A 14,653-nucleotide genomic window follows, 5' to 3' on the forward strand; every position below is an offset into this window, starting at 1 on the left:
CCGAGAACCGCAACGGCCTCGTCGTTGATGTGGAAACCACCCAGGCCAGCGGTACTGCCGAATGGGAAGCGGCCAAGCGCATGATCGGCCGCACCGTCCAGTCTGGGGCAACGGTGGGCGCGGACAAGGGCTACGACACGGCGGATTTCGTGAGCCATCTTCAGGGCCTGGGCATCAAAGCCCACGTGGCAAGGAAGACGAGCGGCAGCGCGGTCGATGGCCGCACGGCCCGGGGTAAGGGCTACGCCCTGAGCCTGAAGCGCCGCAAGATGATTGAAGAGGCGTTTGGCTGGATCAAGACCGTGGGCGGCTTGCGGAAGACCCGCCACAAGGGCGTGGCCAAACTTGCCGGCCAGGCGCTTCTCTGCTTTGCCGCCTACAACCTGACCCGGCTGCAAACCCTGCTGGCGCCGAGGATGAAATTGCTGCCCACATAGGGCGAGGTGCGCCCGCTGCCGGCCCGGTGGCGGGGAAATGGGGCCGAAAGCCCCGTGACAAAGGGCGAAAAGGCCCGAAAAACCGGGCCGTCGGGGCTGCCGCCCCGTAAAAAATCTCGGCAGGGAAAGAAAATCGGGAATCACGATGAGTTTCTCACCAGCCTGCTAACGAAGCCTTTGTAGTAGGTAATGGACGCTACGCGACGCTTTATCGCGCAGCGTCCAACGACCGGGAGCTGCTTTGACCGCAATATCTGCCGCGACTCTCATCCATTCCTGCGCCGCCACTTATCGCGCGCATACCGAGCGATGGCGGAATCGGGTTCCGCACCATCGAGGCTGCGGCCGTTCACGGTAAGACCGAATGCGGAAGCCCGCACCGCAGTTTCAGCAGCGCTTAGTCCCCCTACGCGTCTGACCACATCGTCCCAACCCTTAAAACGAGCCTTCGTCCGCTCTTCCACGATTTGGTGCACAACGTCGTCACTCAACCCCTGCAAGTCCGCAAGCTGCAGCTCGGTCGCACTGTTGATCTCTATATTCTCGATTGGCGCTGCCTCGGCTGCGGCCCATTGCCGTTCGCGCTCTGCGCGCGCCTCGGCTTCAACTTTCGCTTCCGCCTCGAGGCGAATCTTGCTTTCCGAGACGCTGCGCTCGAACTCTGCATGCCGCGCGGCCTTCGCTTCGGGTGTATTGGCAGATTCCCACTGTGCCTTCTGCTCGGCCAATACCTTGGCAGAATGCTTCGTAATGCAATCGTAGCGACGGTCAATCTCATAACCATCTTCCATCGCCTGATTACGCCGTTCTAACGTAAGGAGTGGTTCGCCTTCGCATACGGCAAGATAGTCAGCAGAGGGCTGGGAAGGCTTGCACGCCACCGCCGCAACGGCAGCGATCATAAGTAAAGCTCTTGGTATTATTTTCATGTCAGTCGATATGCTTTATGGTGTTGTTGCAGCCTAATGTCCCAGCGACCGAAGGGAGTGTCTTGAGCGGGATGTTAGACGCCCGCAAAGTGCTAGCACACAAGGGACGCGAAGCCGGCTTGCCGGCGTAGCGTCCCTCTGGAGCGGAAGGTTAGACGGGTCTCTTCGTATCGCCAACTTATCTCACTGGAGGGGAACGATACCTCATTTGGCATCCCTGACACCATACATCCGGCATGGTAAGACTCCATCCGCCTGCCAAGCAAAAAGCCAGCCTCAAAGGCTGGCTTTTTGCTTGGGAGCGCAGGGGCGTGTTCAGCCGCTGTTACGCAGCCCCGCCGCAATCCCGTTGATGGTGATGTGGATGCCCCGGGCGATGCGTTCGTCTTCCGCGCCGCTCCGGTGCCGGCGCAGGAGTTCCACCTGGAGGTGGTTCAAGGGGTCCATGTAGGGGAAGCGGTTGCGGATGGAGCGCTTCAGGAGCGGGTTGTCGGCCAGGAAGTCCTGCTGCTCCTCGATGGCGAGCAGGTGCTGGCGGGTCAGTTCCCATTCGGCCTGGATGCGGCCGAAGACCTGCTGGCGCAGGGCCGGGTCGGTGACCAGTTCGGCGTAGCGGGAGGCGATGGCGAGATCGGTCTTGGCCAGCACCATGTCCATGTTGGAGAGCAGGGTGCGGAAGAAGGGCCAGTGGCGGTACATGCGTTGCAGCACGGGCAGTCCTTCCGGGTTGGCCTCCAGCCAGCCGTTTACTGCGGTGCCGAAGCCATACCAGCCGGGCAGCATCAGGCGGCACTGGGCCCAGGAGAATACCCAGGGAATGGCGCGCAGGTCCTCGATGGCCTCGGACTTCTTCCTGGAGGCAGGGCGGCTGCCGATGTTGAGGTTGGCGATTTCCGAGAGGGGCGTGGATTCCCGGAAGTAGGTGGTGAAGCCCGGGGTTTCGTACACCAGGCCCCGGTAGGCGGCGAAGGCCCGGCGGGAGAGTTCGTCCATCACCGGGTGGAAGGCCTCGGCCCGTTCCACCTGGTTTTCGTGGTCGGTGAGGGTGGCTTCCAGGGTGGCGGCCACGAGGATTTCCAGGTTGCGCCGGCCCACTTCCGGGTTGGCGTACTTGGAGGCGATGACTTCCCCCTGTTCGGTGATGCGGATCTGGCCCGAGACGGCGCCGGCGGGCTGGGCCAGGATAGCCTGGTAGCTGGGGCCGCCGCCCCGGCCCACGGAACCGCCGCGGCCATGGAACAGGCGCAGGCGCACTCCGTGGCGGGCGAACACCCGGGTGAGCTGCACTTCGGCCTGGTAGAGCTCCCAGCCGGAGGTGAGGAAGCCCCCGTCCTTGTTGCTGTCCGAGTAACCGAGCATGACTTCCTGTTCGTCGCCGCGGCTCTTGGCCAGCTGCCGGTAGAGGGGCAGCTGGAAGATGGCGTCCATCACCGGGCCCGCCTGGCGCAGGTCGCCGATGGTTTCGAACAGGGGGATGATGTTCATGGCCAGTTGCGGCAGGGCTCCTGGCCCATTTGCCGGCAGCAGCAGGCCGGATTCCTTCAACAGCAGGGCCACTTCCAGGAGGTCCGAGACCCCGTCGGTCTTGGAGATGATGCAGTTGGGCAGGGCCGCCGCGCCGTAACGCTGGCGCAGTTCCCGGGCGGCAAAGAAGATCGCCAGTTCGCCCCGGGTTTCCTCGCTGTAATCAAGCCAGGGGGAATGGAGGGGCCTGGGCGTGGCCAGTTCTTCGCAGAGCAGGGCGATGCGGGCGGGCTCGGGCAGAGCTTCGTAATCGGCGCAGCGGCCGGCCAGGGCCAGCAGTTCGGCCACGCTCCTGGCGTGCACGTCGGAATTCTGGCGCAGGTCCACAGGGGCCAGGTGGAAACCGAACACCTGCACGGCCCGGATCAGCCGGCGCAGGCGCCCTCTGGCCAGGCGGGCCGCACCGTTCTGCTCGAGGGAGCCGGCCAGCACGGCCAGGTCGGCGGCCAGGGCATCGGCCGTGGGGTAGGGCTCGGCCTGGGCCACCGGGTGGCGCAGGGAATGCTGGTGATCCAGGGCCTGGATGGTGGCGGCCAGACGGGCGTAGATGCCGGCCAGGGCGCGCCGGTAGGGCTCGTCGGCCCGCTGGGGCGAGGTGTCGGGAGAGGCTTCCGAGAGGGCGGCCAGCGCCGGGGAAACCTGGATCAGCAGCTGGGACAGGGGCAGCTCCCGGCCCAGGGCATGGATTTCCTCCAGGTAGAAGTTGAAGGCGGCGGCCGATTGCAGGCGCAGGGTCTCGGTGAGGATCTCTGCCGTGACGAAGGGATTGCCGTCCCGGTCGCCGCCGATCCAGGAGCCGATGCGGAAAAAGGGCGGCAGTTCCTCCGGCTCGCCGTTGCGGGCCAGCAGGTCTTCCAGCTGGCCATACAGCCGGGGCAGTTCGGTGAAGAAGGTTTCGTGGAAGAAGTTGATGCCGTTCTTCACCTCATCCACCACCTTCAGGCGGTTCGGGCGCATCAGCCGGGTCTGCCACAGGGTGAGCACCAGCCGGGCCAGTTCTCCGTCGTTCTCCGCCTCTTCTTCGGGCGTGAGTTGCAGCCGGTCCCGCTGTTCCAGCAGGCCGGCGATGGCGTGCTGGCACTGGAGGGTGCTCTGGCGCTGCACCTCGGTGGGGTGGGCAGTGAGTACCGGGACCACCAGGGCCTGGCGCAGGCAGTCGGCCAGGGTGTCCAGGGAAACCCCGGCCTCCTGGATGGAGGCGAAAGCCTTCTGCAGGCTGCCTTCCCGGGCCGGGGAGCCGGCGATCTCGTGGGCCCGGCGGCGGCGGATGTGGTGCTGGTCCTCGGCGATGTTGGCCAGTTGCAGGAAGTAGCTGAAGGCCCGCACCACGGACATGGTTTCATCCCGGGACAGGCCCACCAGCAGTTCATTGAGTCCGGCCCGGACCCGGTCTTCCCCTTCCCGGGCAAACAGCACTGCGGTCTGGCGGATGCTTTCCACCAGGTCGAAGATGGCCTGGCCTTCCTGTTCCCGCACCGTGTCGCCCAGGAGGCGGCCCAGGAGGCGGATGTCCTGGCGCAGGGGTTCGTCCTTGTCGAATTCGGTTGTACTCATGGGTGTCTCGCGGGTCTGGAATCAGTGGAGGGTAAGGTACAGGGCCAGGGGCAGAAAGAACAGGGCCGCCAGGTTGCCGATCAGGACAATGGAGGCCACCCGTTCCGGTTCCTGGCGGTAGCGTTCGGAAAAGAGGAAGTTCAGCACTGCCGGGGGCAGGGCGCCGAAGACGATCAGCATTTCCCAGTCGCGGCCCGTGATGCCCAGGGCCCAGGCGCTGGCCGCAGCCAGCAAGAGGCCGCTGAGGGGGCAGAACAGGGCGCCCACCAGGCCGATCTTCCATTCCCCCAGGGCCGTGCTGGCCAGACGCACCCCCAGGGAAAACAGCATCAGGGGCACGGCAATCTCGCCCAGCATCCGGATCGAGATCAGCAGCGGCTCCCACAGGTGCAGCCCGGCCAGGTTGAAGGCCAGGCCCAGGATGGCGGCCGCCACCACCGGCACCCGCCAGAGCTGCAGCAGCCGGGCCTGGGGATTGAGCCAGCGGGCCCCCAGGGAAAAATGCAGGGTGTTTTCCACCATGAACAGCACGATGGCCGCCGGCAGGGCCGCCTCGCCCCAGGCCAGCACCGCCAGGGGCAGGCCGATGTTGCCCGAGTTGTTGAACATCATGGGCGGGATGAAGGTCTTGTTCCGGTAGCCCAAGAGCCGCGCCAGAGGCCAGGCCAGGAGACCACTGCCCAGCACCACCACCAGGGCGCCCAGGGCCAGGGGGCCGTAGCTGCCCAGGTCCAGGGGTTTGCCGGCCAGGGCGTAGAACACCAGGGCGGGCACGAACACATCCATGTTCACGTTGTTGGCGGCGCTCATGTCGGGCTTGCAGCGGCGGGCATAGAGGTAGCCGATGCCGACGATGGCAAAGATGGGCAGCAGGATGGAGACGATGCGGATCAGCACGGAGCTCAGCTCACATAGGTCTTGTAGAAGTAGATCAGGGTCAGGCTGGCCCCCACGCCGATCACCAGGCGCTTCAGCCAGAGAGCGGGCAGCCGCTTGGCCAGCAGGGCCCCCGCATAGCCGCCCAAGGTGGCGGTGAGCAGCATCACCAGGGTGTGCGGCCAGGAAATCGCCCCGGCGATGATGAAGGTGAGCGCCGAAACCGTGTAGGTGACGGCGGCAATCCAGTTCTTCAGGCCGTTCAGCTCCTGCACATGGGTGACCCCCTGGATGGACAGGGCGGCCAGGGTGAGGATGCCTTGCCCGGCGCCGAAAAAGCCCCCATAGACGGCGACGATGAACTGGAACAGCAGCCCGCCGGGGCCGCCCGGATTGCTCTTTTGCGTCTGCTGCCCGAGCCAACCCTTGACCCGTTTCACCAGGCTGCCCACCTGGTTACTGAAAGCGAACAGGGCTGTGGCGATCAGCAGCAGCCAGGGAATCATCCTGGCAAAAGCGGCATTGGAGGTGGCCAGCAGCAGCAGACCGCCGCCGATGCCGCCCAGGAAGGACACCGCCGTGAGGCCCATGACCCAGCCCCTGTGCCGGGCCAGCTCCTGCCGGTAGGCCCAGGCACTGGAAAGGCTGGCGGGCCAGAGGGCCACGGTGTTGCTGGCATTGGCGGTGACGGGGGGGAGCCCGGCAGCGAGCAGGGCGGGGAAGGAGAAAAAGGTGCCGCCGCCGGCCATGGCATTCATGGCGCCGGCCAGGAAAGCCCCGCCGGCAACGAGGAGCATGGGTAGGAGTTCAGTCATCGGGATTCAACCTGGAAACCTCACTATGGTGGGTTCTGAAAATTTCACTTGGCACACCCATCCAGCAGATAGGCGATGGAACGGTAGGGAATGCCGCTGTGGTCCGACAGGCCCAGCTCGCAGGTGCGGTTGCTGGAATAGCCCTCGCGGCAGCTTTCCGGCAGTTGCAGGTCGCGCAGGGCATGGTCGTTCAATTCCGGCACGGCAAAACCCCGGTCACCGCCAAAGCCGCAGCACTTCACCTCGGGGGGCACGATCACGTGGCGGCTGCAGGCCTGGGCCAGGGCCAGCAGCTTGTCGGCCTCACCCAGGCGCCGGGCGCTGCAGTTCACGTGCAAGGCCACGGGTTCGGCCCGGGGCTGGAGCTTCAGGCGGGTCAGCAGGTGGTCGTGGGCAAACTCGCCGAAATCCTGGATGGGCAGCGCCGCATCAGGCTGGGCCGCCAGGTACTGGCGCATGCGCAGGGTACAGGGGCTGGCATCGAAGAAGATGGGCAGCCGCCCCCCCTCGCTGGCGTCGGCCAGGGCCTCGGCCAGCTCCCTGGCCTTCGCCGTGGCCGTGTCGAACAGGCCCTTGCTGTGGAAAGGCTGGCCGCAGCACAGGCCGTTCTGCTCCCGGGGCAGGCGCACCCCCAGGCCGGCCTTATCCAGCAGGCGGCGGATCACCGTGGGCAGGTCGTCCCCTTCCGTTTCCCCGAACATGCGCCCGGCACAACCGGAGAAATAGACCACCTGTTCCGGCAGGCTCCCGGCCGGAACGGGCGCCGAGTGTCGGGCTGGGGCCAGGGAAGGGCGCCAGGCTCCGCCGCTCAGCTTGCCCAGGGCCGCGTGGCCCAGGGCGGCGGCGGCCAGTTTGCCGGCCCCCAGGCTCCAGCGGGCCAGGGCCGTGGTGGCGGCATAGTGTTCAGCCGCCTGACGGCCCAGGAAGCGGGCCACGCTGCCGATGCTGCCGGCCCGCTGTTCCCGGATCAGGGCGCCGGTTTCTATGCCCACCGGGCAGACCGTGGAGCAGAGGCCGCAGCCGGCGCAGGTATCCATGCCCTGGTAGCGGTAGGCGCTCTCCAGCTCCGGCACGGCTTCCCCGGCCTCCTGACGGGCGTGGATGTGGCGGGAGGCGACGATGCGCTGACGAGGCGAGAAGGTGAGCCCCGCCGAGGGGCACTGGGGCTCGCAGAAACCGCATTCGATGCAGCGGTCCACCAGGCTATGGACGGCGGGCATGGGTTTCAGGTGGCGGAGGTGGGCCTCGGGGTCCCCATTCAGAACCACGCCGGGGTTGAGGATGCCCCTGGGGTCCAGCAGCTGCTTGATTTCCCACATCAGGGCCGTGGCCTCCTTGCCCCATTCCAGTTCCACGAAGGGCGCCATGTTGCGGCCGGTGCCGTGTTCGGCCTTGAGGGAGCCGTCGTACTTGTCCACCACCAGGTGGCAGACCTCGTCCATGAAACGGGCGTAGCGCTCCACCTCGGCCGGGGTGGAAAAATCCTGGGTGAACACGAAGTGCAGGTTGCCCTCCAGGGCGTGCCCGAAAATGATGGCCTCGTGGTAGCCATGCCGCTCGAACAGGGCCTGCAGGTCCAGGGTGGCAGCAGCGAGGGATGCGATGGGAAAGGCCACGTCCTCGATGATCACCGTGGTGCCCAACGGGCGGATGGCGCCCACGGCAGGGAAGGTGCCCTTGCGGATCTTCCACAGGGTGTCGCAGGCCTTGGGGTCGCGCTGGAACGCCACCGGCAGCAGGGTGGCGTGTTCAGCCAGCAGGGTTTCGATGGCGGCGATCTGGTCGTCGAGGGCCCCCGGGTCCGAGGCCCGGGTTTCGATCAACAGGGCCGTGGCGCCCCCGGCCAGTCCGGCCAGGGGAAAGGGCAGGCCCGGCTGGTTTTCCACCGAGCGCAGGGCCGCCCGGTCCATGAGCTCCACGGCGGCCACCGGCGCCTCCTTCAGGGCGATCACCGCCTGGCAGGCGCTTTCCATGTCCCGGAAGATCACCAGGGCACTGGACTTGTGGGCATGCTCCTCCACCGTGTGGTAACTGACCCGGGCCATGAAGCCCAGGGTGCCCTCGGAGCCCACCATCAGGTGGGTGAGGATGTCGATGGGATCGGTGAAGTCGAGCAGCGCATTGAGGCTGTAGCCGGTGGTGTTCTTGATCTGGAATTTCTTCCTGATCCGGGCGCTCAGCAGCGGGTCGGCCTGGACCCGGTCGGCCATGGCGCCCAGGGCCGCCAGCAGGGAGGCGTGGCTGGCGGTGAAGGCGGCCCGGCTGTAGGGGTCGCTGCTGTCCAGCACGGTGCCGTCGGCCAGGATCAGGCGCAGGCCCGCCAGGGTCTTGTAGCTGTTCTGGGCAGTACCGCAGCACATGCCGCTGGCGTTATTGGCGGCAATGCCGCCGATCTTGCAGGTGGCGATGGAGGCCGGGTCGGGACCGATCTTGCGCCCGAAGGGGGCCAGCTTCCGGTTCGCCTCGGCCCCCACCACGGCGGGCCCCAGGTGGATCAGGCGTCCGTCCGGGCTGACCTTGACCTGGCGCCAGGCGTCGCCCAGCACCGCCAGGATGCCGTCCGTGACGGCCTGGCCGGAAAGGCTGGTGCCGGCGGCCCGGAAGGTGACCGGTTTGCCCAGGTCCCGGGCCAGGGCGAGCAGGGCCTGGATTTCAGCTTCACTGTCGACGATCACCACCACCTCGGGGATCAGCCGGTAGAAGCTGGCATCGGTGCCATAGGCGAGCCGGCGCAGGGGATCGGTGACCATGCGTTCGGCGGGAATGAAACGGGCGAGCCCGTGGAGCAGGGGAGTCATGGCGGCCAGTCACTAAAAAACGCAAGGCAAAGACCCAGGGGCACAGGGTGCAGAGGAGAGAAGAGGAACCTGTGGGGCTCCCCCGGGTCTTTGCCTTGGGCTTTCAAAACCGGGAGGCCCGACGAGGCCTCCCGGACATGGGGCTTACTTCTTGCCGAACTGCTTGCCGAAGGTGAACTGGGCGTAGGCCTGCTCGGCGATCCGGAACCACTGGAACTCGTCGTTGCGGAAACGCTTCCAGGGTTCGTAGATCTTCTTGAACTCCGGGTTCTTGCTGGCGGTTTCTTCCATGACCTCGTTGGCGGCCTTGAAGCAGCCTTCCATGATGTCCTTGGAGAAGGCGGACAGCTTGGCGCCGGACTTGATCAGACGGCCCAGGGCCTGGGGGTTCTTGGCGTCGTAGTCGGCCAGGATGCGCACATTGGTTTCGGCAGCGGCGGTCTCGAAGGCGGCCTGGTAGCTCTTGGGCAGCTTGTCCCACTGGCTCTTGTTCACCAGGAAGGAGAAGGCGGTGCTGCCTTCCCACCAACCGGGGTAGTAGTAGTGGGGCGCCACCTTGTTGAGACCCAGCTTTTCGTCATCGAAGGGACCGATCCACTCGGCGGCGTCGATGGTGCCCTTTTCCAGGGAGGGGTAGATGTCCCCGGCGGCGATCTGCTGGGGCACCAGGCCCAGGCGTTCCATGACCCGGCCGGCGAAGCCGCCGATGCGCATCTTCAGGCCCTTCAGGTCAGCCACGGAATTGATGGGCTTTCTGAACCAGCCGCCCATCTGGCAACCGGAGTTGCCCGCCAGGAAGTTCACCACCCCGTAGTTGGCGTAGAAGGCGCGCAGGGCTTCCATGCCGCCACCGTAGTACATCCAGGCGTTGTGTGCCCGGGCGGTCATGCCAAAGGGCACGGCGCAGTCGAAGGCAAAGGCCTCGTTCTTGCCGAAGAAGTAGTAGGGCGCCGTATGGCAGAGCTCCACGGTGCCGTCCTTGACCGCATCCAGGACCTGCAGGCCGGGCACGATTTCACCGGCCGGGAAGGGACGGATGTCGAACTTGCCGTTGGTCAGCTGGCGCAGGCGGTTGCAGAAATCCTCGGTACCGCCGAACAGGGTGTCCAGGGTCTTGGGGAAGCTGGAAGCCAGGCGCCACTTGATGTTGGGTTCGCTCTGGGCAATGGCCGGGGCAGCGACGACAGTGGCGGCGCCGGCGGCGGCGCTGATACCTGCTTTTTTCAGAAAGTCACGACGTTCCATGTGGTGTCTCCTCGATGGAATGAATGGATGGTGGTTTGAGCCATGGCAATTGCCTTACTGCTTCTTTTCACCGGGCTCATCGGTGGAAAACTGGAGTTTGGAGGGATCGAGGGCCTGCTCATCCTCGCCGTAGCCCTGCAGGTGCGGATTTTCGTTGGCGGCGCTTTCCATGCCGGCCATGCCTTCCTGGAGGGACTGCTCATCCATGGGCAGGTTGATTTCCAGGGGGGTATCTTCCATCACTTCGCGCTTTTCCACCGATACCAGCTGGGGGAAGGCGATGATCAGGGCCACCATCAGGATCTGGATGCAGACGAAGGGAATCGAACCCCAGTAGATCTGGCTGGTGGTGACGGGCTCCATGGTCTCGCCGGTGACCGCATCCTTGTAGCGCTTGGTGGGCGCCACCGAACGCAGGTAGAACAGGGCAAAGCCGAAGGGCGGGTGCATGAAGGAGGTCTGCATGTTCACCGCCAGCAGCACGCCGAACCAGACCAGGTCGATACCCAGGCTTTCCGCCACCGGCGCCACCAGGGGCACCAGGATGAAGGCCAGCTCGAAGAAGTCCAGGAAGAAGGCGAGCACGAAGAACAGGATGTTCACCGCGATCAGGAAGCCCGCCTGGCCCCCGGGCAGGGAGGTGAGCAGGTGCTCCACCCACAGGTCCCCATTCACCCCCCGGAACACCAGGCCGAACACGGTGGCGCCGATCAGGATGAACATCACGAAGGAGGAGAGCTTGGCCGTGGATTCGATGGCCTGACGCAGCAGGGTGAAATCCAGCTTCTTCTTGGCCAGGGCCAGCAGCATGGCGCCGGAAGCGCCCATGGCGCCGCCCTCGGTGGGGGTGGCGATGCCCAGGAAGATGGTGCCCAGCACCAGGAAGATCAGGAACAGGGGCGGCACCAGCACCACCAGGCACTTCACCAGCAGGGGAATGCCGGTGATGGAGCGGGCAGAGAGGGGCAGGGCCGGGGCATGCTGGGGCTTGAACAGGGAGACCAGGATCACGTAACCCACGTAGAAGCCGGTCAGCACCAGGCCGGGAATCATGGCGCCCATGTACATCTCGCCCACGGAGCGGCCCACCTGGTCGGCCATGATGATCAGCACCAGGGAGGGCGGAATGATCTGGGCCAGGGTGCCGGAGGCGGCGATGACCCCGGTGGCCAGGCGCCGGTCATAGCCGTAACGCAGCATGATGGGCAGGGAAATCAGGCCCATGGAGATCACCGAAGCCGCCACCACGCCGGTGGTGGCCGCCAGCAGGGCGCCCACGAAGATCACGGCGATGGCCAGGCCACCCCGGATCGGGCCGAACAGCTGGCCGATGGTGTCGAGCAGGTCCTCGGCCATGCCGGATCGCTCCAGGATCAGGCCCATGAAGGTGAAGAAGGGAATGGCCAGCAGGGTGTCGTTGGCCATGATGCCGAAGATGCGGTTGGGCAGGGCCTGGAGGAACTCCGGCGTAAACAAGCCCATGCCGATGCCGAGCACGGCGAACACCAGGCCGTTGGCGGCCAGGGCGAAGGCGACGGGATAGCCGGAGAGGAGGAAGATCACCAGGCAGGTGAACATGATCGGGGCCAGGTAATCCCCGATGATGGGTACGAGAAACTCAAGTGGCATGTCGTTCCCCTCAGCTGGCGGCAGCGGTCGGTTCCTGGTCGGGAACCGGGCCGTGGTGGCCGGTCTTCTCGAACTCGCTGGCCTCGATGAGGCCGGCCAGGAAGGCGAAGCGCTTGATGATTTCGGAACAGCCCTGGGCCAGGAGCAGGAAGAAGGCCACGGGCACCAGCAGACGGGCGGGCCAGAGGATCAGGCCACCAGCGTTGGAGGAGACTTCCCCGGAACGGATCGCGTCCATGGCAAAGGGAATGCCGGCCCAGAGGATCAGGACGCACAGGGGCAGCAGGAAGAACACGCCGCCCAGGATGTCGATCCAGGCGTGGACCTTGGGCGAGAAGCGGCCCACCACCACGTCGATGCGGATGTGTTCGTTACGGCGCAGGGTCCAGGCGGCCCCGAGCAGGAACACGGCGGAATAGAGGTACCACTGCAGCTCCAGGAAGGCATTGGAGCCGATGTTCAGGGTATAGCGCGCCAGGGCGTTCAGGGTGCTGACCAGCACCGCCACCAGGACCAGCCAGGCCGCCGCCTTGCCGATCCCTTCATTGAGCGCGTCGACGAGACGCGCCAGGGATAGAAGCTGTTTCACGATGGTATCTCCTCCTTAGGGACTAACCGGGATTGCTGGCTGAATCGATCCAGCCTTGTTTGAGTGCGTAGTGGACCAGACCGGCCGAAGTGATCACCCCGAGCTTGCGGCGCAGGCTCATGCGGTGGGTTTCCACGGTCCGCACACTGATGTTGAGTTGCTGGGCAATGCGTTTGTTGCTTTCTCCCTTCACGATGAAGATCAGGATTTCCCTTTCCCTGTCGGTCAGGGGCGTATTTTCGGCCGGGGCCTCGGCCATGGCGGCCACGGCGGACTGGCAGAAGTAGCTGCCCCCCTCGGCCACGGTTTCGATGGCGCGCAACACCTCGCTGGCGGGCGCGTCCTTGAGCAGGTAACCCCGGGCACCCGCCTTCAGGGCACTGCTCACGTATTCGGCATTGTCATACATGCTGAGGATCAGCACATGCAGATCGGGTGAAGATTCCCGCAGGCGGCGGGTCAGCTCGATGCCGTTCATGTCCGGCATGCTGATGTCCACCAGGGCCAGGTCCGCCTGCACCCGGGAAGCCAGCTCCAGGGCCTCGGCGCCATGGCCGGCCTCGCCCACCACGTGCAGGTGCTCCACCACCTGGAGCCGGGCCTTGAGCCCGTCCCGCACCAGGGGGTGGTCGTCCACCAGCAGGATGCGCACCGGCATGTTCATGCGGGAATCCCCAAGTGCAGCAGGGAGACGCTGAGCACACAGAGGAACAACAGCACCTGGCGGACCGTTGCCTGAACCGGCAGATCGGACTGGGAAAGAGGACAGGGCATGGAATTCCTCACCTTCTCCGCGCCTCCAGGGCGCCGGGTTGAGCGGTTCATGTTCACGAGGGCAGGGCTCCCGGCTGACGGTTCAAGGGCAGGGTGGCGGTAAGCCGGGTTTCCCCCGGGCTGGATTCCACGGTCAGGCTGCCGCCCAGGTATTCCAGGCGCTCGCGCATGTTCCTGAGCCCGATGCCGCGCTTGGGGTCCCGGGCCGTGTCCTCTTCCCGGAAGCCCTGGCCGTTGTCGGACAGGCAGAGTATCAGCTGCCCCGCTTCCCGGCTCAGGTGGATCCAGGCTTCGCTGGCCTGGGAATGGCGCTGGATGTTGGTCAGCCCCTCCTGGGCCACCCGGAACAGGGCCAGGGCTGCGTCCGCCGGCAGGGGCTCGGCGCCGATCTGCACATCGGCCAGCACCTGGATGCCCGTGTGCCGGGAAAAATCCGTGGCCAGCTGCACCAGGGCCGAAGGCAGGCCCAGGTCGTCGAGCAGGGTGGGGCGCAGGTCGTGGGAAATGCGGCGGATTTCGGCGATGGCGGCAGACAGCCGGCCAATGCCCTGGCGCAGCTCCTGTTCCGGGGCGGCGCTGCCGGTATCGAGCTTGTGCTGGGCCAGTTCGAACTGGTACTTGATGGAGACCAGGTCCTGGCTGATGCCGTCGTGGAGCTCCCGGGAGAGGCGGGCCCGCTCCTCCTCCTGGGCGCTGACGATGCGCTGGGCCAGGGTGCGCAGCTTCTTGTCCGCCAGCCGGTTCTCGCTGATGTTCAGGGCCAGGCCGGCGGCAAACACCAGCAGCACCGCCAGGACCGCCACCAGGGCCAGCCAGCCCATGGTGGCGCGGATGTTGGCGGAGGTTTCCTGGCGCACCCGCTGCATGGTGCGCTCCATGTCGTCCAGGTAGATGCCCGTGCCCATCATCCAGCCCCAGGGTTCCACCAGGGTGGCATAGCCCAGCTTGTCGGTGCCCTGGCTGGTGGAAGGCTTGCGCCACTGGTAGCGCACGTAGCCGCCGCCCGCCCGGGCCGCCGCCGTCAGCTCCTGGATCACCGGCACGCCCTGGGGATCGCGCATGTTCCAGAGATTGCGTCCTTCCAGCTCCTGCTGGCGGGGATGCACCAGGTTGGTCCCGTCCGGGGCATACACGAAGAAGTAGCCGTCATCCCCGTAGTTCATGGACTTGAGGATGGCCCGGGCACGCTGCTGCAGGGTTTCCTCGGGCAGGTCCAGGGTGTTCAGGTAGCGGATCGCGGTACTGGCCAGGTGCACGTAGTGGTGCAGCTCCTTCTGCCCGGCCGCCAGCTGGCTTTCCTCGATGGCCGCCGCCTGCTGGGCTGCCAGCCGTTCCGCCTGGATGAAGACGATGAGCCCCACGGCGGTGATCACCACCAGCAGGGGCAACACGGTCAGCAGGAACAGCTTGTTCTTCAGGCGCACAGGGGCTTCCACTTTGCTTGGCTTTTCAACAGTTTGAACCCGGATTACCGATGCTTGAA

11 protein-coding genes are annotated in these 14,653 nt (G+C 65.8%); 1 reads left to right on the forward strand and 10 read right to left on the reverse strand.

Annotation, left to right across the window (positions count from 1 at the left end):
• The coding region (locus G474_RS18845; protein WP_043462692.1) for a transposase at positions 1-437 on the forward strand (437 nt) is incomplete at its 5' end.
• A 266-nt stretch (positions 438-703) separates the two neighbouring features.
• Here the strand turns inward: G474_RS18845 and G474_RS21720 are convergent.
• The 10 genes from G474_RS21720 to G474_RS0100060 form a co-directional block, all read right to left on the reverse strand.
• Entirely contained in the window at positions 704-1,339 is a 636-nt protein-coding gene (locus G474_RS21720) for a ComEA family DNA-binding protein (protein ID WP_051281584.1), read from the reverse strand.
• 342 nt (positions 1,340-1,681) lie between these two features.
• Positions 1,682-4,444: a phosphoenolpyruvate carboxylase gene (ppc, locus tag G474_RS0100015; protein WP_026685194.1), complete on the reverse strand. Its 2,763-nt coding sequence runs from the start codon at positions 4,442-4,444 to the stop codon at positions 1,682-1,684.
• Positions 4,445-4,465: 21 nt separating this feature from the next.
• Positions 4,466-5,341: an AEC family transporter gene (locus G474_RS0100020; RefSeq protein ID WP_026685195.1), complete on the reverse strand. Its 876-nt coding sequence runs from the start codon at positions 5,339-5,341 to the stop codon at positions 4,466-4,468.
• 5 nt (positions 5,342-5,346) lie between these two features.
• Positions 5,347-6,135 carry a sulfite exporter TauE/SafE family protein gene (locus G474_RS0100025; RefSeq protein ID WP_026685196.1) on the reverse strand — a complete coding sequence of 263 codons (789 nt, stop codon included), beginning with the start codon at positions 6,133-6,135 and terminating at the stop codon, positions 5,347-5,349.
• A gap of 44 nt (positions 6,136-6,179) precedes the next feature.
• Positions 6,180-8,933: an FAD-binding and (Fe-S)-binding domain-containing protein gene (locus G474_RS0100030; protein ID WP_026685197.1), complete on the reverse strand. Its 2,754-nt coding sequence runs from the start codon at positions 8,931-8,933 to the stop codon at positions 6,180-6,182.
• A 144-nt stretch (positions 8,934-9,077) separates the two neighbouring features.
• A complete protein-coding gene (locus tag G474_RS0100035) occupies positions 9,078-10,178 on the reverse strand; it encodes a TRAP transporter substrate-binding protein (RefSeq protein ID WP_026685198.1) in 1,101 nt (366 codons plus the stop codon).
• A gap of 54 nt (positions 10,179-10,232) precedes the next feature.
• A complete protein-coding gene (locus G474_RS18855) occupies positions 10,233-11,807 on the reverse strand; it encodes a TRAP transporter large permease (protein WP_084513489.1) in 1,575 nt (524 codons plus the stop codon).
• 10 nt (positions 11,808-11,817) lie between these two features.
• Complete coding sequence (locus G474_RS18860; RefSeq protein WP_043462697.1) at positions 11,818-12,396, reverse strand: TRAP transporter small permease subunit; 579 nt, start codon at positions 12,394-12,396, stop codon at positions 11,818-11,820.
• 22 nt (positions 12,397-12,418) lie between these two features.
• Positions 12,419-13,060, reverse strand: a complete 642-nt coding sequence (locus tag G474_RS0100050; protein ID WP_026685199.1) for a response regulator transcription factor — start codon at positions 13,058-13,060, stop codon at positions 12,419-12,421.
• A gap of 163 nt (positions 13,061-13,223) precedes the next feature.
• Positions 13,224-14,606, reverse strand: a complete 1,383-nt coding sequence (locus tag G474_RS0100060) for a cache domain-containing protein (RefSeq protein WP_245589274.1) — start codon at positions 14,604-14,606, stop codon at positions 13,224-13,226.
• Between the last annotated feature and the right edge of the window lie 47 nt (positions 14,607-14,653).

Origin of the sequence: Azovibrio restrictus DSM 23866 (assembly GCF_000429665.1) — a bacterium.
Classification (GTDB): Bacteria; Pseudomonadota; Gammaproteobacteria; order Burkholderiales; family Rhodocyclaceae; genus Azovibrio; species Azovibrio restrictus.

Bases quoted from the DNA above. Each gene is read 5' to 3' on its own strand.
- G474_RS21720 (WP_051281584.1), bottom strand. From the start codon at position 1,339: ATGATCGCTGCCGTTGCGGCGGTGGCGTGCAAGCCTTCCCAGCCCTCT.
- ppc (WP_026685194.1), bottom strand. From the start codon at position 4,444: ATGAGTACAACCGAATTCGACAAGGACGAACCCCTGCGCCAGGACATC.
- G474_RS0100025 (WP_026685196.1), bottom strand. From the start codon at position 6,135: ATGACTGAACTCCTACCCATGCTCCTCGTTGCCGGCGGGGCTTTCCTG.
- G474_RS0100030 (WP_026685197.1), bottom strand. From the start codon at position 8,933: ATGACTCCCCTGCTCCACGGGCTCGCCCGTTTCATTCCCGCCGAACGC.
- G474_RS0100035 (WP_026685198.1), bottom strand. From the start codon at position 10,178: ATGGAACGTCGTGACTTTCTGAAAAAAGCAGGTATCAGCGCCGCCGCC.
- G474_RS18855 (WP_084513489.1), bottom strand. From the start codon at position 11,807: ATGCCACTTGAGTTTCTCGTACCCATCATCGGGGATTACCTGGCCCCG.
- G474_RS0100050 (WP_026685199.1), bottom strand. From the start codon at position 13,060: ATGAACATGCCGGTGCGCATCCTGCTGGTGGACGACCACCCCCTGGTG.